The organism is Olsenella profusa F0195 (genome assembly GCF_000468755.1).
Taxonomy (GTDB): domain Bacteria; phylum Actinomycetota; class Coriobacteriia; order Coriobacteriales; family Atopobiaceae; genus Olsenella_F; species Olsenella_F profusa.
This window is the reverse complement of sequence record NZ_AWEZ01000064.1, coordinates 62399-82669: the sequence shown is the minus strand read 5'-3', so window position 1 is coordinate 82669 and position 20271 is coordinate 62399. Positions and strand designations below refer to the sequence as shown.

At 62.7% G+C, this 20271-nt stretch carries 18 protein-coding genes; 13 read left to right on the top strand and 5 right to left on the bottom strand.

All coding sequences use genetic code 11. The features are described 5' to 3' along the window. Nucleotides 1–27 precede the first annotated feature (27 nt). The 3 genes from HMPREF1316_RS10585 (at nt 28) to HMPREF1316_RS13395 (ending at nt 3241) form a co-directional block, all read left to right on the top strand. The gene (locus tag HMPREF1316_RS10585) at nt 28–1023 is read left to right on the top strand and encodes a CobW family GTP-binding protein (RefSeq protein WP_021727019.1); all 996 of its coding nucleotides are present in this window, start codon (nt 28–30) and stop codon (nt 1021–1023) included. A gap of 213 nt (nt 1024–1236) precedes the next feature. After that, nucleotides 1237–2826: a DUF438 domain-containing protein gene (locus tag HMPREF1316_RS10580; protein ID WP_021726954.1), complete on the top strand. Its 1590-nt coding sequence runs from the start codon at nt 1237–1239 to the stop codon at nt 2824–2826. Nucleotides 2827–2950: 124 nt separating this feature from the next. Continuing rightward, entirely contained in the window at nt 2951–3241 is a 291-nt protein-coding gene (locus HMPREF1316_RS13395; protein WP_021726945.1) for a type II toxin-antitoxin system Phd/YefM family antitoxin, read from the top strand. A gap of 67 nt (nt 3242–3308) precedes the next feature. Here HMPREF1316_RS13395 and HMPREF1316_RS10570 read toward each other — a convergent pair whose 3' ends face one another. Together HMPREF1316_RS10570 and HMPREF1316_RS14920 are read right to left on the bottom strand one after the other, a co-directional pair. Then, nucleotides 3309–3917: an HAD hydrolase family protein gene (locus HMPREF1316_RS10570; protein WP_021727029.1), complete on the bottom strand. Its 609-nt coding sequence runs from the start codon at nt 3915–3917 to the stop codon at nt 3309–3311. A gap of 16 nt (nt 3918–3933) precedes the next feature. Beyond that, on the bottom strand, nt 3934–4113 hold the full coding sequence (locus tag HMPREF1316_RS14920; RefSeq protein ID WP_021726981.1) for an HAD hydrolase family protein: 180 nt from the start codon (nt 4111–4113) through the stop codon (nt 3934–3936). 288 nt (nt 4114–4401) lie between these two features. On the opposite strand from HMPREF1316_RS14920, the gene HMPREF1316_RS10565 reads away from it, so the two are divergent. From HMPREF1316_RS10565 to HMPREF1316_RS10550, 4 genes are all read left to right on the top strand, one after another. Next, nucleotides 4402–6207, top strand: a complete 1806-nt coding sequence (locus HMPREF1316_RS10565) for an ABC transporter ATP-binding protein (RefSeq protein WP_040652283.1) — start codon at nt 4402–4404, stop codon at nt 6205–6207. Then, entirely contained in the window at nt 6208–7950 is a 1743-nt protein-coding gene (locus HMPREF1316_RS10560) for an ABC transporter ATP-binding protein (RefSeq protein ID WP_021726994.1), read from the top strand. It begins immediately after the preceding gene. A 330-nt stretch (nt 7951–8280) separates the two neighbouring features. Then, nucleotides 8281–9189, top strand: coding sequence for a CPBP family intramembrane glutamic endopeptidase (locus HMPREF1316_RS10555; RefSeq protein WP_021727027.1), 909 nt, complete (start codon nt 8281–8283; stop codon nt 9187–9189). Nucleotides 9190–9368: 179 nt separating this feature from the next. After that, complete coding sequence (locus HMPREF1316_RS10550) at nt 9369–10409, top strand: NAD(P)H-dependent amine dehydrogenase family protein (protein ID WP_021727041.1); 1041 nt, start codon at nt 9369–9371, stop codon at nt 10407–10409. A gap of 94 nt (nt 10410–10503) precedes the next feature. Here HMPREF1316_RS10550 and HMPREF1316_RS10545 read toward each other — a convergent pair whose 3' ends face one another. From HMPREF1316_RS10545 to HMPREF1316_RS10535, 3 genes are all read right to left on the bottom strand, one after another. Continuing rightward, nucleotides 10504–11268 carry a DUF3592 domain-containing protein gene (locus HMPREF1316_RS10545; RefSeq protein WP_021726963.1) on the bottom strand — a complete coding sequence of 255 codons (765 nt, stop codon included), beginning with the start codon at nt 11266–11268 and terminating at the stop codon, nt 10504–10506. 141 nt (nt 11269–11409) lie between these two features. Next, nucleotides 11410–14088 carry a magnesium-translocating P-type ATPase gene (mgtA, locus tag HMPREF1316_RS10540; protein ID WP_021727034.1) on the bottom strand — a complete coding sequence of 893 codons (2679 nt, stop codon included), beginning with the start codon at nt 14086–14088 and terminating at the stop codon, nt 11410–11412. A 122-nt stretch (nt 14089–14210) separates the two neighbouring features. Then, entirely contained in the window at nt 14211–14774 is a 564-nt protein-coding gene (locus HMPREF1316_RS10535) for a hypothetical protein (RefSeq protein ID WP_021726941.1), read from the bottom strand. Between the two features lie 314 nt (nt 14775–15088). Here HMPREF1316_RS10535 and HMPREF1316_RS13390 point away from each other — a divergent pair, with 314 nt between their 5' ends. The 6 genes from HMPREF1316_RS13390 (at nt 15089) to HMPREF1316_RS10505 (ending at nt 20236) form a co-directional block, all read left to right on the top strand. After that, nucleotides 15089–15442, top strand: coding sequence for an AbrB/MazE/SpoVT family DNA-binding domain-containing protein (locus tag HMPREF1316_RS13390; RefSeq protein WP_051333002.1), 354 nt, complete (start codon nt 15089–15091; stop codon nt 15440–15442). Nucleotides 15443–15444: 2 nt separating this feature from the next. Continuing rightward, the gene (locus HMPREF1316_RS10525) at nt 15445–17109 is read left to right on the top strand and encodes an ABC1 kinase family protein (protein ID WP_021726964.1); all 1665 of its coding nucleotides are present in this window, start codon (nt 15445–15447) and stop codon (nt 17107–17109) included. A 280-nt stretch (nt 17110–17389) separates the two neighbouring features. Then, the gene (locus tag HMPREF1316_RS10520) at nt 17390–18247 is read left to right on the top strand and encodes a ketose-bisphosphate aldolase (protein WP_232204519.1); all 858 of its coding nucleotides are present in this window, start codon (nt 17390–17392) and stop codon (nt 18245–18247) included. A 39-nt stretch (nt 18248–18286) separates the two neighbouring features. Continuing rightward, nucleotides 18287–18748 (top strand): PTS sugar transporter subunit IIA, encoded by a 462-nt coding sequence (locus HMPREF1316_RS10515; RefSeq protein ID WP_021726938.1) that lies wholly within the window; start codon nt 18287–18289, stop codon nt 18746–18748. A 27-nt stretch (nt 18749–18775) separates the two neighbouring features. Next, the gene (locus HMPREF1316_RS10510; protein ID WP_021727017.1) at nt 18776–19087 is read left to right on the top strand and encodes a PTS fructose transporter subunit IIB; all 312 of its coding nucleotides are present in this window, start codon (nt 18776–18778) and stop codon (nt 19085–19087) included. A gap of 57 nt (nt 19088–19144) precedes the next feature. Beyond that, nucleotides 19145–20236, top strand: a complete 1092-nt coding sequence (locus HMPREF1316_RS10505) for a PTS fructose transporter subunit IIC (RefSeq protein ID WP_021726946.1) — start codon at nt 19145–19147, stop codon at nt 20234–20236. The last annotated feature ends 35 nt before the right edge of the window (nt 20237–20271 follow it).

Sequence of the window (20271 nt, the reverse complement as noted above, 5' to 3'; positions counted from 1 at the left end):
GCTCGCGTCCCCAGGGGGTATCGCATAGTGAGGGTCCTTGTCGTCTCGGGATTTTTGGGCGCGGGCAAGACGACGTTCATCCAGGAGCTCGTGCACCGCACGGGCAAGGACGTCGTTATCTACGAGAACGAGTACGGTGAGGCCGATGTCGACGCCAGGCGCCTGAGGGCCGACTCGGACATCAAGGTGTGGGAGTCGGCCGAGAACTGCATCTGCTGCTCGGGTAGGCAGGACTTCGCCACCTCTGTGCTCACGATCTCCAACACGCTCGACCCCGAGTACCTCATCGTGGAGCCTACGGGCGTGGCGCGGCTCGGTCGCGTGATGAAAAACCTCGTGCAGGTGGTCTGGGAGCGCATCGAGCTTCTGGCGCCCGTCACCATCGTGGATGCCGGTGCCTGGGAAGCGCAGCGCAGAAACGCTCCCGAGGTTTTTGACGACCAAGTGGGGAGCGCCGCGACCATCGTCGTTTCGAAGCTTGGCGTCATCGGTGCCGAGCGAGCCGCCATGGGGCTGGCGGCAGAGCTCAACCCAAGTGCGGAGCTTGTGGCCAGCGCCTGGTCCGAGCTGCCGGACGAGTGGTGGGCATCCCTCCTGACGCGAGGCTTAGGCTGTAGCTCCAACGTGGACGCGGGTGCCGGCGGCAAGGAGGACCCCGAGGCCGACGAGCTGGAGACCATGGCGCTCGAACATGCGAGTCTCCCCACGTTGGGTCACCTCGCATGGGTTCTGGACGCCTTGTCAGCCGGCGTCTTCGGACGGCTCGACCGTGCCAAGGGCGCCCTGCCCTGCGGCAATCAGTGGCTGCGCTTCGATTTGGTGGAGCGCGCCTGGGCAATCACGGGGGCGGACGAGGCCGAGGAGGCCCGCTGCGTCTTCATCGGGCGTGACCTCTACCGCAGCGGTCTGCGCGAGGTGTTCGTCCCGGCGCTCTGGCGCGACGATGCCGAGATCCACCACGAGCATCACCATGAGCACGAACAGGGGCATGACCATCGTGGACACCACGAGAAGGAGCGTTGAGCGTCGCTCATTGCCCCTGATGCGCCCGTACGGGTGGGCAGCCGGCTCGGTGTCCTGGTGCCCGTTGCGCAACCTCAGCGCAAGCTCCTCCGAATAAATGGTACTGTTTTAATAGGAATTCATCTGCGGCATGCGTGGGCGCTTCATCCTCTGGGTAGAGTAGGCTAAGACAAACAAAACTCATCCGAGAACGCCCCACGGAAGGAGCCACGGATGAAGCAGCGCACAGAGAGCATGGCCAGCCATGTGCCCACCGCCGACATGGACAAGCTCAGGTTTGTCCTCGAGGTCAAGCGGGCATACAACGAGGGGTCCATAACGCTCGAGGAGGGGCGCCGTCGTCTGCGCGAGAGGGTCGACTCCATCAAGCCCTACGAGGTTGCCCTCGCCGAGCAGGAGCTCGAGGAGTTCGAGGAGGGGCAGTGCCAGAAGGAGGACATCCAGGGCATGCTCGACCTCTTCGAGGGGCTCATCGACCGCTCCCGTCCAGATCTGCCGGCAGGCCACCCCATCGCCCGCTACTACGCCGAGAACGACGAGCTCGAGAAGATCTGCCTCTCCATAGAGGACCTCGTCCAGTACCCCGTCATCAAGAACCAGTGGCTCGAGATCTATGACCGCCTGCGCGCGTACAAGCGCCACCTCTCACGCAAGCAGAACCAGCTCTACTCCGTGCTCGAGCGCAAGGGCTTCGACCGCCCCACGACCACAATGTGGACGCTCGACGACTTTGTCTGGGACGAGATCGGCCAAGCACGCGAGCTCCTAGACGACGGCGACGAGGACGCGTTTGTGGCGATGCAGCCGACGCTCGTGGCCGACCTCCGTGACCTCATCTCCAAGGAGGAGAACGTCCTATACCCCACCTCGCTCATCATGCTCAGCGAGGATGAGCTCGCCCAGATGGACTCCGGTGACCGTGAGATCGGCTTTGCGTGGATCGATGCAGGCGAGAAGAGCCCGGAGCCGGCACGTCCTGCTCAGGCTGTCGACACGCCCACCGGCGGCGACCTCTCGCAGGACCTGCTGGCGCTCCTTGGCAGGCATGGCCTGGGCGGTGTGACACCCACGTCCAAGCTCCATGTGGCCGAGGGCTCGCTCACGCTCGAGCAGATCAACCTCATCTACCGGCACATGCCGGTCGACCTGTCCTATGTGGACGAGGACGAGCTCGTGTGTTTCTACACCGACACCAAGCACCGCGTCTTCCCACGCAGCAAGAACGTGATCGGCCGTGAGGTCATGAACTGCCACCCGCGCAAGTCTGCGCAGGTCGTCCGCGAGATCATCGACAAGTTCCGCGCTGGCGAGCAGGACAGGGCCGAGTTCTGGATCAACAAGCCCGACCTGTTCATCTACATCACCTACCTCGCGGTGAGGGACGAGCAGGGAAACTTCCGCGGCATCCTCGAGATGATGCAGGACGGCACGCACATCCGCAGCCTCGAGGGCTCGCGGACGCTGCTCACCTGGAGCGAGGAGGAGCATGGCAAGACGGGGGAGGAGGCACCCGCCGGGGATGAGGCACCCGCGCCCGAACCCGAGCCGTCGCCCTCGTCACCCTCCGCGTCCGTCGCCGCCATCAACGGAGACACGAGGCTCCAGGACCTCCTCACAAGTCATCCCTGGCTCAAGCAGGAGCTCCCGAAGGTGAACGGCAAGTTTGCTATGCTCAACTCGCCGCTGGCTCGCGTGGTGATTCCCAAGGCGACGGTAGGGATGATGTCAGAGCGCTCGGGCATGGGCATGGACGAGCTCATCAGTGCCATCGAGACCCTTATCCGGAAGCACGAGGGCAGCTAGGTAGGTGTGCGAGTAGCACGACGACCTTCTGCTCAATGCGACGAGATCCATAGTACAGACACTTTTCCAAAGTAGCTACACTTGATACTACATAGCTACTTATAGATAGAGGAAAGGTGCTGTCATGGGGGACACGCCGAAGCCCGTGGGAGTGCGGGAGGCAAAGAATCGCTTCAGCGAGCTGGCATCTCAGGTGAACGCGTCGGGTCATGCGCTCGTCGTGCTCAGGAACAACCGACCATGGGTGACCATACAGCCCGCAGATGCCGTATGCGCCGAGAGACGCGCACGCTTGGCGCGACTGCGTGCGCTCACTGATGCGATTGACCAGGGTATCGCGACAGAGCCAGAGTGGAATCCCCCACTCTCGGATCGCGACCTTCTGGGTGAGGAGAGGATGAGTCGTCTTGGATAGGGTGCTTCTGAACACCAATATCGTTCTTGACTATCTGAGCGCCCGACGGTGGAATCTCACCTGCAGCTTACCCTGGGAAGAGCCTCTCGAGCACCTGTAGCACGCCATCCTCGTCATTGGAGGGACAGGTTCTGTTCGCGACGGCCTTCACGTCGTCCGTGGCATTGTCCACGGCATAGCCAACGCCGGCATACCTAAGCATCTCGATATCATTGCCGCCGTCCCCAAAGGCGACAACCTGGCTGGCATCGATGCCCCAACGCGTTGCAAGGCGTTCCACCCCCGAGGCCTTGTGGCATCCAGGGATGATGATGTCGATGGAGCCATGTCCGGACGTGGTGGGAACCATAAGGCCGCCAAGCTCCCTGCTGAGCAGGTCGTGATAGGCCATGGTCTTCTCGTTGGGCACCTCGACGAAGAACTTGATGATGGCGTCGTCCACCGCGCGGAAGTCATCGACCCACTCAAGGTGGTGGTACCACGTCCACATGTAGTCGCGCCACGCCTGCGTCACGGCCCCGCGCTCCACGTAGGCGCTCCTCACTCCGCACATGACGCCGCGCGTCTCGTCATGGTGGTGAATCCAATCGATGACCGTCTTGGTGGCCTTGGGATCGACCTCTCCTATGAAGACCACCTCGGGACCATCTTTGACGAAGGAGCCGTTCTCAGCCACAAAGGCCAGCTCCTCGTCATAGCCAGGAAAGAAGTCCCTCAGCAGCCGATATTGGTTTGCCGCTCGCCACCACGAAGTGGCAGCCCACCTCCTGCATGCGGGCAAGGACGGGCCCGAAGCGATGCTCGTCGATCGTGGTGTCGCTTCTACAGAACGTGCCGTCCATGTCGACGGCCACCATCTTGACATTCGGCATGTGCACTCCCCTGCATGAGCCCTTTTTGTCTAGGTTAGCGTATCTGGCACGGTGGGACTTTGATGCAACGCCCTTTGACCTTGAGGAGGGCCATGCTGTGGGCGGGTGTGCGACCCAGCGCGCATGGCTCGCCCGACATGCGTTGGCGGAGGATCGGATGCGAGGCGATGCATCCGGATGATGACAAGAATGTGGGGTTGCCTACCAGAGTAGAAAGAGTTAAGTTACTAAAGGTTAACTATTGTGCCGGAAAGGAGCCGTGGCGCCATCGTCTGCAGGGGAGTGAACATGTCGGGAGCCAAGGGGAACAAGGACGGAACCATAGGACGTATCCTGGTGTTTGCGGGAACAAGGAGGCCACTGGTCATCATCGGATGCATGCTCGTTGCCGTGTCGATGGTGTTCACCATGATGCCCTACGTCTACATCTGGCTGGTGGTGCGCGACCTCGTCTCGGTGGCCCCCGACTGGGGGCGTGCCACCAGCATCGCTGGCTACGGCTGGTCGGCGTTCTGGTTCTCGGTCGTGGGCATCATGGTGTACTTCGCGGGCCTCATGTGCACGCACCTGGCAGCGTTTCGCATGCAGTCCAACGTGCGAAAGATGTGCACTGATCGGCTCATGCACGCCCCTCTCGGCTACTTTGACATGCATGCCTCGGGCCTGCTGCGCCGTCGCATCGACAAGATGAGCGCCAACATCGAGCAGCTCTGCGCACACAACCTCGCCGACATCTCGGGCACCGTGGTGATGTTCGTCGCCACCGTGGTGCTCCTCTTTGCCTATGACTGGCGCATGGGCCTTGCCTGCCTGCTGGCCGTGATCATATCGTTCGCGTGCATCTTCTCCATGATGGGGCCGGACAAGATGCAGTTCATGAGCGTGTACCAGGACGCCCTTGATGACATGAGCCACGCGACCACCGAGTACGTGCGTGGCATCCCCGTGGTGAAGGTATTCCAGCAGACGGCCCACTCCTTCAAGGCGCTCAAGGTCTCCATCGAGAGGTACGGCGATCTTGCCGACAAGTACCAGCGTACGGTCTGCGAGGTTCCCCAGAGCATCAACCTCACCTTCATCGAGGGGGCCTTCGTGTTCTTGCTCCCCGTCGTGATCCTGCTTGCACCCGGCGCGCTTGCTGCGGGCGACCTCGCCGGCCTTGTGACGGACTTCGCGTTCTACGCGATCTTCTCGGCCATCATATCGACGGCGCTCTCCAAGATCATGTTCGCCGGCGGCGGCATGATGCAGGCCAATGACGCCCTCAGGCGCATCGAGGAGGTCTTGGACGCGCCTCAGATGACGGTCGCCGACAACCCCCAGGCGCCCCAAGGCAATGACGTCGAGTTTCGTGACGTGCGCTTCACCTACGAGGGTGCGGGGCACCCCGCCCTCGATGGCGTCTCGTTCAGGGCCCCCGCCGGCTCCACGGTCGCGCTCGTTGGGCCGTCCGGTGGCGGCAAGACCACGGCCGCCAGCCTCGTCCCCCGCTTCTGGGATACCGACTCCGGGTCGGTGCTCGTCGGTGGCGTCGACGTGCGTGAGATGGACCCGCATGTGCTGATGGACAACGTGGCCTTCGTCTTCCAGAACAACCGGCTCTTCAAGTCCTCGATCCTTGATAACGTGCGTGCCGCACGCCCCGACGCGACGCGCGAGGAGGTCGGCAAGGCGCTCTCGGCGGCCCAGTGCGACGACATCATCGCCAAGCTCCCCGACGGCGTCGACACGATCATCGGCACGAGGGGAACCTACCTCTCGGGTGGTGAGCAGCAGCGCATCATCCTCGCCCGAGCGATCCTCAAGGACGCCCCCATCGTCGTGCTCGACGAGGCCACGGCCTTTGCCGACCCGGAGAATGAGCGGCTCATCCAGAGGGCCTTCAAGCGCCTGGCACAGGGCCGCACGGTGATCATGGTCGCCCACCGGCTCACGACCGTCGTGGGTGCTGACAAGATCGTGGTCCTCGACCACGGGCATGTGGTCGAACAGGGATCGCATGAGGGGCTCGTCGCCTCAGGCGGTCTCTATGCGCGCATGTGGGCTGACTACCAGACGGCCGTCTCGTGGAAGATCTCGAAGGGGGTGGCCTAGATGTTTGGCGAGAGGTTCAAGAGGCGCTTCGCGCTTACCGACCAGGGCGTGACCAACGTGAAGAAGGGCGCGCTGTGGACCATCGCGGTCAACCTCATAGACTTCGCAGGCATCGTGTTCCTCTACCAGCTCATGGCGCAGCTCGTGATGGCGCTCACCGAGGGCGGGGAGCTACCGTCCATCCTGCCCTACGCAGCCCTGCTGGTCGCGTTCGTGGTGGTGTCGTTCCTCGCCCACAAGCAGCAGTACTTCAACACCTACGGCACGGTCTACCACGAAGTGGGAATGCTGCGCATCAGCCTTGCCGAGCGCCTGCGCAGGTTGCCGCTGTCCTTCTTCATGGGCCGCGACCTTGCCGACCTCTCCGAGACCATCATGGGCGACGTGGACGCCCTCGAACATGTGTGGTCGCATGTCCTGGGCTACCTCTACGGGGCCTACGTGTCGACGGCCATCGTGGCCGTGGGGCTGTTCGCGTTCGAGTGGCGCCTCGCCCTTGCGGTGCTCTGGAGCGTGCCCTTGGCATTTGGACTGCTCTTTGGCCTGCGTAGGGTGACGCTCGAGAGCCAGAGGGCGGCGCGTGCCGATTCCCTCGGGGTCTCCGACGCGATCCAGGAGACGCTCGAGAACGTCCGTGAGATCCGTGCCACCAATCAGGAGGAGCGCCATCTCGACGGGCTGCGCAAGAAGATCGATCATGCGGAGGCCAGCCAGACCGCAAGCGAGCTCAAGACGGGGCTCTCGGTCAACGCCGCGTCGGTGATCATGCGCATGGGTGTCGCCACCACCGTCGTCGCGGGGGCCGCCCTCATGCTCTCCGGTCAGATCGGCTTCATGGTCTACTTCGCCTTCCTGCTCACGGTCACGCGCATCTACGCACCCTTCGACCAGGCGCTCGCCCTCATCGCCGAAATGTTCTCCTCTGAGGTCTCGGCCTCACGGCTCCAGTCCATCTACGACGAGCCCGTGGCGCAGGGGCAGGAGGCCTTCACGCCCGCCGGCCATGACATCGTCTTCGATGACGTGGGCTTCGCCTACCAGGACGAGCGCGTCCTCGACGGCGTGAGCTTCACGGCGAGGGAAGGTGAGGTGACGGCCCTCGTGGGCCCGTCGGGATCGGGCAAGTCGACCTGCGCACGCCTTGCGGCGCGCCTCTGGGATGCGAGCTCGGGTACGGTGCGCGTGGGCGGCGTCGACGTCTCGACAGTGGATCCCGAGGTCCTTCTCGCAGACTATGCCGTGATCTTCCAGGACGTGACGCTCTTCGACGACACGGTCATGGCCAACATCCGCCTGGGTCGCAAGGACGCCACCGACGAGGAGGTCCTCGCTGCGGCACGCGCGGCCAACTGCGACGGCTTCGTCGGGCAGCTGCCCCAGGGCTACGACACCGTGATTGGCGAGAACGGCAGCCGTCTCTCTGGCGGAGAGCGCCAGCGCATCTCCATCGCGCGCGCTCTGCTGAAGGATGCGCCCATCACCCTGATGGACGAGGCGACGGCGTCGCTTGACGTCGAGAACGAGACCCAGGTCCAGGAGGCTCTCACGAGGTTGCTCGTGGGCAAGACGGTCCTCGTGATCGCGCATCGCATGCGCACCGTGGAGAACGCCGACAAGATCGTCGTGCTGGGCAAGGGCAGGGTCGTCGAGGAGGGCTCCCCCGCCGAGCTCAGGGCACGGGAGGACGGAATGTTTCGTCGCATGTCAGAGCTGCAGCAGCAGTCTGCGGGCTGGAGCATCTGACCGTCACGCCGTGGGTCGGCCGTTCGTCCCGTTCGTGGTCTGCCTCCCACTCGCCGACGCACCGGAAGGTGCAGGGGTAGATGGGGGAGAGCCATCAGGGGATATCGCAGCGAGGCTTCCATGGCGGATGCGACCAGCCCCTCCAGAACCTCATGACGATTCCAGTCACGGTCTCGAAATCGTCATCCTCTGCGGAGGGTCAGGGAACAACGGTGGCATAATGAGGTCGCATGCGGGCAGCGCCATGGCCCCACGGCGCCCCGTCGCCCTCCTCTGCCGGGCGATGCGGCGTCTCCATGCCAGCGAGGGCCTGAGGAGAGGAGGCCGGCGATGAGAAGACGTCTCGTCATCTACCTGGTGGTGACCTTCGGCCTCACCTGGGGGCTGTGGATTCCGGCGGGCATCGCCACCGGATCCTTTGCCCAGGGGCTGGGCTCGTCGGTCCTCATGGTGGCGCTCACGACTCTGGGGATGTTCTGTCCCCTGGTGGGCGCGCTCGCCGCCAACGCGGCGTGCGGGAGGGCCGAGCGCCTGGACTTGGGCCTGCGTCCCCAGATAGAGGGCCATGTGCGCCCCTATCTTGCGGCATGGTTCCTGCCGACGGTGGTCACCCTGGCGGGCTGCGTCGTGTTCTTTGCGGTCTACCCCCAGCTTTTCGACCCATCCGCCTCATACTTCGCCGAGGCCGCGCGGGCATCGGGCTACGCCGACGGCAGCCAGGTTCCGCTGCTGCTGGCCACGCAGCTGGCGACCGCCATCCTCATCGCCCCCTTCATCAACATGATTCCCGCCCTTGGCGAGGAGGCAGGGTGGCGGGGCATGCTGTTCCCCACGCTGTGCGAGCGCCTGTCGTCACGTGCGGCCGCGCTGGTGGTGGGGGTCGTCTGGGGGCTGTGGCATGCGCCCATCACCATGATGGGGCACAACTTTGGCATGGGCTATCCGGGCTTTCCCGTGCTGGGGATCCTCTCGATGGTCGTGTTCTGCACGAGCCTGTCGCTGTGCCTCTCGTACCTGCGCATGTGCACGGGAAGCGTGTGGTCGTGCGCCCTCGCCCACGGTGCGCTCAACGGGATCGCGGGCGTGGGGGTCTACTTCTGCCTGGACGGCGTCATCCTCACGGGACCATCGCCTGCCGGCATCGTCGCGGGCATCCCGCTCATGGCGTTGGCCGTCCTGTGCTGGACGAGGCTTGCCACCATCCACAATGAGGGCGGCTCCTCCCGTTCACATGCATGAGGGTGGGCCCCCTGTCCGCAGGTCCCTCCGCAGGGCCCATGACACGCTGCATGCATCCCCTCTCCTCGAAGGGTTGCGCACGCTCGGCGACTCCCTTCGCCCGCCCACCGGAATCTGGGAATACCTGGCGATGGGGGCAGTGCCGCCCTTTGTTCAGGCATGCGACGGAAGGGGTCGGTATGGGACGCAGGCCAATCAGGGTCGTCCAGTACGGTTGCGGGAAGATGGCGAGGCACACCCTTCGCTACCTCCACGAGCATGGGGCGCAGGTCGTCGGGGCCATCGACATCAACCCCACGGTCGTCGGCATGGATGCTGGCGACGTCGCGGGGCTTCCCATCAGGTTCGGCGTCAAGGTCAGCGATGATGCCGATCGCGTCCTGGACGAGAGCGCCCCCGACATCGCGGTCATCGAGCTCTTCAGCCTCCTCACGGACATCGAGCCGATGGTCGAGAAGTGCGTGAGCCGCGGCATCAACGTCATCACCACCTGTGAGGAGTGCACCTTCCCCTGGACCACCTCCTCGGCCGCCACCAATCGCATCGATGCCATGGCCCGCCAGGCGGGCTGCACCGTGGTGGGAGCCGGCATGGAGGACGTCTTCTGGGTGCACATCGTGGGCCTCCTCGCCGGCGCCGTGAACCGCATGGAGCGCATCGAGGGTGCCGTGAGCTACAACGTGGAGGACTACGGCCTAGCGCTGGCGAAGGTGCACGGCGTGGGCCTCACCCCCGAGGAGTTCGAGCGGACGCTCGCCCATCCCGACGAGATCGTGCCCTCCTATGTGTGGAACTCCAACGAGGCGCTCGCACAGCACCTGGGACTCACCGTATCCCAGGTCGTACAGGAGAACGTTCCCTTTGTGGCCGAGGAGGACACCTACTCGGCCACCATGGGCGCCACCGTGCCCGCTGGCAAGGTCATCGGCATGAACACGCGCGTCACCACCAAGACCTACCAGGGCATAGACATCGTCACCTCGCAGATTGGCAAGGTGTATGGGCCCGATGACGGCGACCTCTGCGACTGGAAGATAACGGGCGAGCCCGACACCGTCTTCCATGTGGAGAAGCCTGCGACGGTCGAGCACACATGCGCCACCATCGTCAACCGCATCCCCACGGTGCTCGATGCGCCCGCCGGGTACCACACCTTCGACGAGCTCGAGCCGCTTCGCTACCTCACGCAGCCGATGATGGTCGACGAGGTCAAGGGGTAGGTCCTCGAATCTCACGCGGGTCACTGCCCCGGTGCCAGCCAGTGCCCGGGGCAGTGGATGCTCGTCGCCCCTGCGTCGTGCGCCGTGCCTGACCCTACAGGCTGTCTCCCCAGCCAAGGGTGGGAGGGTTGGACGTTGGGCCCTCGGATGGTGAGGTGGGGCTCGAGGAGTCGTCAGATGGCAGGGCAGTGGAAGGCGTGACCGCCGCCTCCGACGGGATGGGCGATGCGGGGTTCGTGGTGCTCGTCGTTGTCACCTCGCGACGGACCTCTCGTCCGTCGCTCGTGTGCGTTGTCGTCGTGGTGGTCGTCGTGATGACCTGCCCACCACTGAGAGGCTGGCTGCCCATCTGCGCACATCCCTGGTGAAGCATCTGGTCGACCGACTGGTTGAGCTCCTTTTCGGAGCGCTCCCAGGATGCTCCCCTTCGGAAGACGATAACGAGGAGCACGACGCCAACGGCGAGGAAGACACCGCCGATGGCTCCGGGCATCACCAGGGGGAACATGAGTCCCCACGTTGGTATGACCTCCCCTGGGTTGTCTGGATTGATCAGAAGCTCGACCTGTTGTCCCTCATACATGTCTAACGAGGTGTAAGGCAGCATGATGTGATCATATTCCTGGCCCTTGTACTCATAGCTCACGTATACGTTGGAGCGGGTTTCGCGTGTCGTGCGTGATCCGCTATGGTTATAGGAGTCATAGGTGTATACGCTGTCTATCGTTGCCATGACCTTCTCGCCTGCGGCAAAGTCCCTCTGGGATCGAACATAGAGGAAGATTCCCGCTGCGAGGACGATTGCCCCGATGACGGAGAAGATGACTCCAAGTAGCCTGCATACCTTCTTTGCGAACATCGTGCGCCTCCATGAACCGTCCCCCACACGGTGCGGTCCGCGTGGGGGAGCAATGTTGTCCAGTCCAGTACGTAGGATAGTCCCCTCATGCCAAAAAGGCAAAGGGTTCCGACCATGGCACACCGATGCCCGTGGTGGTGGTCACGGGCGATGGGGGCGGTGGGCCAGGCGCCGCACGCACATGACCGAGCACGCATAGCCTGCGATGACGGCGGCAAGCAGCCCGACGTAGAGGGCCGGCGGCGGGGAGAAGCCCAGGACACCAGCCAGTGGCGTGAACGGGATGACGGTCGCCAAGGCGACCGCCGCGGCACTGAGGGCGATGACGGGCGCGGCGGCGCGGCTCTGGACGAAGGGCATCCTCCTCGTGCGGATAAGGTGCACGAAGAGCACCTGCGACCACATGCTCTGGACGAACCACCCGGTCTGGAAGGTGGCCACGAAGAGCACCTGGCCATCGGGGCCGAGCGTCCCCCAGGCACCGCCGCAGACGGCCGGGCACACCACAAAGAAGAGCAGCGCATAGGTGAGCAGGTCGAACAGCGAGCTGATCGGTCCCAGTTGCAGCATGGTGCGCCGGATGGCCCGTGTGCTCCAGCTGCAGGGTGCCCGCACGAGCTCGTCATCCACGCCGTCCCAGGGAATCGCCGTGCACGAGATGTCGTAGATGAGGTTGAGCAGCAGCAGCTGGACGGCCGTCATGGGCAGGAAGGGCAGGAAGGCGGCGGCCACCAGCACCGAGAAGATGTTGCCAAAGTTGGAGCTCACGGTCATCTCGACGTACTTGAGCATGTTCTGGAAGGAGCGCCGCCCGCACTCGATGCCATGCTCCAACACCATGAGGTCCTTCTCGAGCAGGATGATGTCGGCTGACTCGCGCGCGACGTCGACGGCGGTGTCGACGGAGACGCCGCAATCGCTCTCCCGCATGGCCGCGGCATCGTTGACGCCGTCGCCCATGAACCCCACCGTATGGCCACGGCTGCGCAGGGCATGCACGACGCGTGCCTTCTGCGCGGGGGAGAGCTTGGCAAAGACCGTGGCACCCTGGGCCGTCTGCGCCAGGGCGTCGTCATCCAGGCCCTCCACATCCGCGCCCGTGAGGGTTCCCTTGAGGGGGATGTCGAGCTCCTGGCACACGTGGACGGCCACGCGTGCGGAATCCCCCGTGAGGACCTTGGTCTCCACGCCATGGGCGGCAAGCGCGGCGATGGCGTCGGCGGCGGAGAGCTTGGGCGGATCCATGAAGGCCAGGGAGCCCACGAAGGTCATGTCGTGCTCGTCCTCCGCCGTCAGCGCTCCCACGTCGGCCGGGTCATCCAGCAGCGCCACGCCGAGGACGCGCATGCCCTGGTCGGCCAGCTGCTGCGCCTTCGTCGTGAGGTCGTCGCGCAGCTGGGGCGTGAGCGGGCGAGGCGCATCGCCCACCTCCACCATGCTGCAGATGCCGAGGACCTCTGCCAGGGCCCCCTTGGTGACCATGTGCGTCCCTCCTGTGCCGTCCTCCAGAACCACGCTCACCCGGCGGCGCTCGAAGTCGAAGGGGAGCTCGTCGACGCGCTTCCATCCATCAGCCAGGCCATCCATCCAGCCCTCCGCGCGCCTGATGATGGCCCCGTCGATGAGGTTGCGCAGCCCCGTCTCGAAGTGGCTGTTGAGGAAGGCGTAGCGTAGGACCCGCGGGCTCTCGGTTCCCTGTGGGTCGAGATGGTGTACCAGTTCGGCACGGTTCTCGGTGAGGGTGCCCGTCTTGTCGGTGCAGAGGATGTCGATGGCACCCAGGTCACAGATGGAGTCCAGCCGCTTGGTGATCACGCGCTCGTGGCTCATGTCCACGGCGCCCTTGCCCAGGCAGGTCGTCACGAGCATGGGAAGCATCTCGGGCGTGAGGCCCACGGCGACCGAGAGCGAGAACAACAGGGCATCGAACCAGCTGCCCTTGGTGAGGCAGTTGAGGGCAAAGACGATGGGGACCATCGTGAGCATGATGCGCACGAGGAGCCGAGACGTCTCGCTCACGCCCTCGTCAAAGGCCGTGACCTTCTCTGTTCCCCCCGTGAGGGCGGCGCTCACCTCCCCCATGAGCGTGCGCGAGCCCGTCGCCACGACGATGCCCTCGCCCGCGCCTGAGACGACGGTGGTTCCCATGAAGGCGAGGTCGGCCAGGTCGGTGACGGCATCATCGGCGGTGGGGGCCCTGTCCGCGGACATCGAGAACTTCTCCACGGGCTGGGATTCGCCCGTGAGCGCCGCCTGGTTCACGAAGAGGTCGCGTGCCGCAACGATGCGGAGCTCGGCGGGAACGAGGTCCCCGGGGCCAAGCTGTACGACATCACCCACCACCACCTCGCTGAGCGGGACCTCCGTGCGCCCGCCGCCCCCACGCCGCACGGTGCAGGTGGTCGTGATCATGTTGGCGAGGGCATCGGAGGCATGGGCGCTGCGCTCATCCTGGATGAAGCGCAGCGTTCCCGAGATGAGCACGATGCCGCAGATGATGAGGGGCATGGAGGCGTCGCGCCCCTCCGGCGCCGGGAGGATGCAGCCCGTGAGGGCCGATACGATGGCGATGCCAACGAGGATGTAGGTGAAGGGGTCCGCAAAGGACGAGAGGAGGCGCCTGATGGGGGAGGGCCGCCTGATGCGCCTCGGGGCATTGGCGCCGTGCCGTGCGCGCGAGGCCTCGACCTCCGCGCCCGTGAGCCCATCGGGCCTGGTGCCGAGTTCGCGATAGGCCTCGTCACGTGACAGCGCCGCCATGTGACGCAGCCACGCCCCACGGTGCGCGTCACGCCCTTGCGAGGGGATGTCCCTCTCCATGGCATGGCCTCCCACCTCCGATGCGGAGCGCCTCACTGCCGTCCGCATGGTACCCATCCCCCTGTGCCAACCGTAGCGAAGCCATCCCCTCCCTGCACGCGGCGGACGGTATGCGGACATGGCTAGAGAAGGGCCGCTGCGATGCTGATGGCGCCGACAAGGGCGAGCGGAATGCAGCCGTCAATGAAGGACGGCAGGGGCTTGAGCTGGTAGTAGAGCATGTAGCAGACGAGGCTGCCTATGAAGCCCGCCATCGCGCCCACCGCGATGACGACCGGGAGGCCTGGCATGCCTGCCTGCGAGAGGGCAACGGCGACGAACAGCTCCATGGCGAGCCAGGCAACGAAGAGGAGCAGCTCGGTCGTAGGCTGACGCTCGAACATCTTCCAGGTGATGACGAGGAGGACGATGTAGAGCAGGGCTGCCGACGCAACGGTCACGACGGTCGCGGGCGTCGCATCCCTGAAGAGGCTGACGGCCCCACCGCATATGCGCGTGGTCCCAAACGCGGCAGCGATGACGGCTCCGATGATGGCGGCGATGCCCAGCGTGTGCAGCGGCCCCTCAGCACTGCCGCCCGAGACCTTGGGCCAGAAGAAGATGACCCACCACACGAGGTAGAGAAAACAGCACACGGCCATCAGGAGATGCCCAGAACGTATGTGCTCCAACGCGGTCGTCTCCATCGCACGCCTCCTGAGGCCAGTATAGGGGCTGGGGCGCAGGATATCCCGTCGGACGCCATGGCCGGTGGACGTTCGGGCTATTCATTGGGCCACCGGTATCGCGGATGCTGATCAGTAGTATGAAGATTATTCTGATTAATCAGAATAATCAATCAAATATGGGTACTATGACAGTATGACAGTAGGCAACGACAGAGGAGGCAGTCATGACGTACGCAACTCACCATCATCGCCATGGGACGGGACCGAGGGAAGGCAGGGGCCAGCACGGCCATGGGTGCTTTGGGCCACATGGGCCCCATGGGAGCCACATCATGGGTACCGTCACGGTCGATGGGCGCGGACAGCTCGTCATCCCGCGCGAGGCACGTGATGCGCTCGACATCCAGGCTGGGGATCGCTTCGTCGTCTTTGGCAATACGCACCGCAGGTCGTTGAGCCTTGTGAGCGCCGACTACTTCGACGGCTTTGCCGACATGCTCATGTCCCGCTCGAGCCAGCTGGAGAAGCTCGCCCGTGATCTCCGCGGCATGTCCGACGAGGCGGATGCCTGGGATGACGAGCAGCCAGAGGAGGGCGAGGAGCCACACGGCGGGGCAGCGGCCAAGGCGCCCGGCACCGATGAGGCCTCGAAGCGCGCGTCAGATGCGGACAAGCCGGGGGAGTAGCCATGGACAGAGGCCGCTATGGACGCGTCGTGCGTCTCTTCACGCGCTTTGGCCTGGAGCTCTGGTGGCTCGATACGGGCAAGCGCCTTCGCTCGGCAGACAGGCAGAGGAGGCTCGAGCACAGGGTCTACATGCGCCAGGCACGGCAGTTCAGGGAGACTGCCGAGCGGCTCGGTGGGCTCATCATCAAGCTCGGCCAATACCTGAGCGTTCGCGTCGATATGCTGCCGCGCGAGTACACCGATGAGCTGAGCACGCTTCAGGACAGCGTTCCACCGGTGCCCTATGGGGACATCGCTGGCGTATTCGAGGAGAGCTCCGGGACGACGGTCGACGAGGCCTTCGCGACGTTCGAGCGTGAGCCCCTGGCCGCCGCCTCGCTCGGGCAGGTGCATGGGGCAACGCTCGCCTCCGGCCGGCACGTGGCCGTCAAGATACTGCGACCGCACATCGCGGAGACGATCGAGACGGATCTCGCCGCCCTCAAGACGATCTTTGGGATGGCACAGCGCCACACGAAGCTGGGCGCCACCATCGACTTCGATCAGCTCTATGCCGAGTTCGAGCGCACGGTCTCGGCAGAGCTCGACCTCATGCGCGAGGGCAAAAGCGCCGAGGCCGTGAGGGACAACCTGCGCGACTTCCCCAACGTCGCCATACCAGACATCCAGTGGGAGCAGTCGTCCTCCAAGGTCCTGACCATGGAGTACATGGAGGGCGTCAGCATCTCCGACATCACCGCCCTGGACGCCCTGGACGTCGACCGTGCACAGCTTGCGACGGACCTCATTGACGTCTTCGCCGAGATGATCCTCTACAACGGCCTCTTTCACGCGGACCCTCACCCCGGCAACGTCCACGTGCGTAGCGACGGCACGATCGTGCTGCTCGACTTTGGGATGATGGGCTCGATTACCGACGACATGCGCGATGGCTTCATGGGGGTGGTCACGGCCCTCTTCTCGCGTGACGCATCATCGCTGGTCGAGCGGCTGGGCGCGCTTGGCTTCATCCGTTCCGGCACCGACACCGAGGGCTTCGTCAAGGCCGTCTCGGTGCTGCTCGGCCGCCTTGACATGGATGACCCCGCCAAGGCTCTCTCTGCCCTCGAGAACTATACCGACGAACTGCGCGACTTCATGTACGAGCAACCGTTCCAACTGCCCGCCAACGTGGCGTTTCTGGGCAAGGCGGTGGCAACCGTCGCGGGCATCTGCCAGGGACTCAATCCCGACATCGACTTCGTTGCCGAGCTCACGCCCTTGGCTGAGGACCTGCTGGGTGGGGGGGAGAGGGGAGGTCCTTCCGATCTATCTTCCCGACTCAAGGATATGGGCAAGGATGCCATACCAGCCCTAGGGCAGCTTCCCGGCCTCATCGAGCGGGCATCCTCGGGCAAGCTGGCCGTTCGGCTCTCGAGGTCCCAAGAGGCCCGTCTCGTGGAGGCCCAGCACCGCAGCTCCGACCGCATGGTACGGGGTCTGCTGGGGATGGCGCTCTTCGTACCTGGCACACTCGGCGGGATGACCGCGGGCTGGTCACTTCCTGCCATCGTGCTGTCCGCATCAGGCCTTCTGCTCATGCTCCGTCAGGCGTACTTCGTCGGACGCGGGGAGATGGGAGAGCGGTCTGGCCCCCGCTTCCATAGGTATGGGCACTCTCAGTAGCATAGCTGTCATAGCTATGCCCTAATCTAGATGCATCATTGGGGTAGAGGCTGGATGTAATACAATTACATCCAGCCTCTACCCCAATGATGCATCATAATTTGCCGTTTATCGGTAATTATATACCTTTGACAGTATAGTCTGTCAGCTTCTTGCATCGATACTTCTCTATGCTAATCTTTGTGTGTAAAGAAATTTCGTTTTATATATAAATTTATTATATGACGAAATTTCATTTTTACCTATCAGGCTGACGACAGGAGGAACCATGCTCGTAAACATGACCCAGATTCTGCAGGTGGCACGTGAGCAGAACTTTGCAGTTCCCGCATTCAACGTTTCCCATGATGCAATGCTGAAAGGCGTGATGGAAGCCTGCGAGGAACAAAGGTCTCCTGTGATTCTCGCCATTCATCCGGATGAGCTCTCCTACACGACCGATTCCTTTGTTGCGATGTGTCGTGACTTTGCCAACAAGACCACTCTGCCCGTCGTCATTCATCTCGATCACGGTGCAACCCTTCGGCAGGTGTATCGTGCCGCTCGCGATGGATTCACGTCCGTAATGATCGACGCGAGTTCCAAGCCATTCGAGGAGAACATCGCCATCACAAAGGAAGTGGTCGCCTTTGCGCACCCCCTTGGAATCTCCGTCGAGGGCGAACTTGGCACCATTGGTACCGCAGATGACGCCCTAGAGGGTGGTACTGCGACCATCAAGTACACAAAGCCCGAGGATGCAGCTCTCTTTGTAGAGGAAACGCATGCCGATTGCCTTGCGATCGCCATTGGCACCGCCCACGGTATCTATCCCAAGGGCTTCGACCCACATCTGAAAATCAATCTTTTGAAGGAGATCAAAGAAAGGGTCAACGTCCCCCTGGTTCTCCATGGCGGCTCTGGCAATCCTGACTCCGAGATTGCGGAGGCGGTAGTGAATGGTATCAACAAGGTCAACATCTCCTCTGACATCAAGCATGCTTTCTTCGTCAAGTGTCGTGAGGTTCTGACCGACCAAAGGGTTCGTGAGCCAAACATCATCTTCCCTCCCTGCATCGGCGAGCTGAAGAAGACGGCCATCCATAAGATCAAGCTCTTTCGGTCGAATGGGAAGGCACGGTACTACACGGCCGACTAGCACGGGGCATCCACAGAAATCGATGAGTGCGGAGGGTACATGGAAGAGGAGATTAACATCGCCGAGATCCTCGATCCCAAGATTATCGACTGCGACTTTACTGCAGCCGACAAGCACGATGCATTGAGGAAGATGTCACAGCTCCTGAAGGAGAATGGCTATGTGTCGGATGTCAGCTCCTTCTACAAGGACGTCCTGTACCGGGAGACGTTGGGCGAGACGGGCATTGGAAATCACCTGGCGATACCCCATGGTCAAAGCAACAGCGTGACAAAGAGCACGATTGCCATTTGTAGGCTGAGGCATGAAATCGAATGGGAGACGCTCGACGGCAAGGGGGTGAGAGTCATCCTGCTGTTCGCCGTCGAGAATGACGCAGAGTTTGCGAAGAGGCATCTCAGAATACTTGCGTCCGTCGCGCGCCATCTCGCAAGCGACGAGGTAACGGAAAGGCTCCTTGGCGCGGACAGCCCAGGAGAGGTGATCGACTGCTTTAGGTAGCAATGTACGGAAAGGAAAGGGGAGAGAATGAGGATTGTAGGCGTCTGTGCCTGTGTGGCAGGCATAGCCCATACCTATTTAGCACAGCAGAAGTTAGTTGACGCCGCCACGGCCAGGGGTCACGAGATCTGCGTCGAGACACAGGGCGTCATCGGACAGGAAAATGAACTGACCTCTGAGCAGATACGCAATGCCGATGTCGTAATCCTTGCCGTTGATGTTTCGATCACGGGACGCGAGCGCTTCAAGGGCAAGAAGGTGGTTGAGGTTCCAACGAGCGCTGTCGTGAAGAATGCCAATGGGCTCATCCAGAAGCTCGAGCGAATGCTTTCTGCATAGAACACGCCTTGGAACGGGCCATATATCCATGCATACATCTCACATAGGGAGGAACGAGTGAAGAATCTTCAGTTGAAAAAGCATCTTATGACGGCAATCGCATACCTCATTCCCTACGTTGCCGCATCGGGCATGCTCATGGTTATTGGTAACTTGCTTGGGGGAACATCGCTGGATGCCTTCAGTGCGACGATATCCCTTCCTGATTTGCTTACCACGCTTGGAGGCACGTGCCTCGGCTTCATTCCCGTCATCGTTTCGGCAGGTATTTCGTACTCAATTGCGGACAAGGCCGGCATTGCACCTGGCGTGGTGCTTGGCATCCTCTGCAAGTCAAGCGGATTCGGCTTTATCGGCGGCATTATTTCCGGCTTCCTTGTTGGCTTCCTGACAAGGTGGCTCCTTAAGAGCTTAAGGGTTCCCGGCTGGGTACAAGGGCTTTTGCCGCAGCTCATCCTTCCACTCATTGGATCGCTCGTCATTGGTCTTGCTATGCAGTATGTTATCGGCGTTCCCATCACGTGGTTAACCGATGCCATTACGGGCCTGCTGAAATCTATGTCAGGAAACATGGGCGCATCCGTGCTGTTTGGTCTCGTGGTGGGCATTCTCTCTGCCGTTGACTACGGCGGTCCCATCAATAAGGTGGTCTTTGCCTTCAGTGTCGGTCTCCTGTCCGAGGGTCAGGGAGGGCCCATCGCAAATCTCATTCAGGCAAGCATGATTGCACCCTTCGGCCTTACCATCGGCTACCTCATCTCCATCGCAACCAAGAGAAAGCTTTTCTCGAGGGAGGAGACGGAAGCCATCAAGACGGCATTCGTAATGGGCGTCTTCCAGATCACAGAGGGATCCTTTCCCATCATCCTGAACGACTTTTTCCGCATCACTATCTGCACAGCGCTTGGGGCAGGCGTGAGCGGCGCGCTCTGTGGGCTGTGGGACATCTCCTCTAAGGTCCCATCGGGCGGTTTTGTTGCCATTCCCGGTATCAACAAGCCGGTTCTTTGGCTCATTGCTCTGGCAATCGGATCAGTGGTCTTCGCAATTGCCCTGCAGTTCTTGAAGCATAAGCCAGAGGACGCTGCTGCCGGCATCGATGCGGGAGACGACGTGAGCTTCGATGACCTCAGCTTTACCGAAAATTGATGGCTTCGCTCCTTATGAGCTGCATGATTGAACAT

Bases quoted from the DNA above. Each gene is read 5' to 3' on its own strand.
- HMPREF1316_RS10515 (WP_021726938.1), top strand. From the start codon at position 18,287: ATGGAAGAGGAGATTAACATCGCCGAGATCCTCGATCCCAAGATTATC.
- HMPREF1316_RS10580 (WP_021726954.1), top strand. From the start codon at position 1,237: ATGAAGCAGCGCACAGAGAGCATGGCCAGCCATGTGCCCACCGCCGAC.
- HMPREF1316_RS10520 (WP_232204519.1), top strand. From the start codon at position 17,390: ATGACCCAGATTCTGCAGGTGGCACGTGAGCAGAACTTTGCAGTTCCC.
- HMPREF1316_RS13395 (WP_021726945.1), top strand. From the start codon at position 2,951: ATGGGGGACACGCCGAAGCCCGTGGGAGTGCGGGAGGCAAAGAATCGC.
- HMPREF1316_RS10525 (WP_021726964.1), top strand. From the start codon at position 15,445: ATGGACAGAGGCCGCTATGGACGCGTCGTGCGTCTCTTCACGCGCTTT.
- HMPREF1316_RS13390 (WP_051333002.1), top strand. From the start codon at position 15,089: ATGGGTACCGTCACGGTCGATGGGCGCGGACAGCTCGTCATCCCGCGC.
- HMPREF1316_RS10550 (WP_021727041.1), top strand. From the start codon at position 9,369: ATGGGACGCAGGCCAATCAGGGTCGTCCAGTACGGTTGCGGGAAGATG.
- HMPREF1316_RS10565 (WP_040652283.1), top strand. From the start codon at position 4,402: ATGTCGGGAGCCAAGGGGAACAAGGACGGAACCATAGGACGTATCCTG.
- HMPREF1316_RS10545 (WP_021726963.1), bottom strand. From the start codon at position 11,268: ATGTTCGCAAAGAAGGTATGCAGGCTACTTGGAGTCATCTTCTCCGTC.
- HMPREF1316_RS10555 (WP_021727027.1), top strand. From the start codon at position 8,281: ATGAGAAGACGTCTCGTCATCTACCTGGTGGTGACCTTCGGCCTCACC.
- mgtA (WP_021727034.1), bottom strand. From the start codon at position 14,088: ATGGAGAGGGACATCCCCTCGCAAGGGCGTGACGCGCACCGTGGGGCG.
- HMPREF1316_RS10510 (WP_021727017.1), top strand. From the start codon at position 18,776: ATGAGGATTGTAGGCGTCTGTGCCTGTGTGGCAGGCATAGCCCATACC.
- HMPREF1316_RS10560 (WP_021726994.1), top strand. From the start codon at position 6,208: ATGTTTGGCGAGAGGTTCAAGAGGCGCTTCGCGCTTACCGACCAGGGC.
- HMPREF1316_RS10535 (WP_021726941.1), bottom strand. From the start codon at position 14,774: ATGGAGACGACCGCGTTGGAGCACATACGTTCTGGGCATCTCCTGATG.
- HMPREF1316_RS14920 (WP_021726981.1), bottom strand. From the start codon at position 4,113: ATGCCGAATGTCAAGATGGTGGCCGTCGACATGGACGGCACGTTCTGT.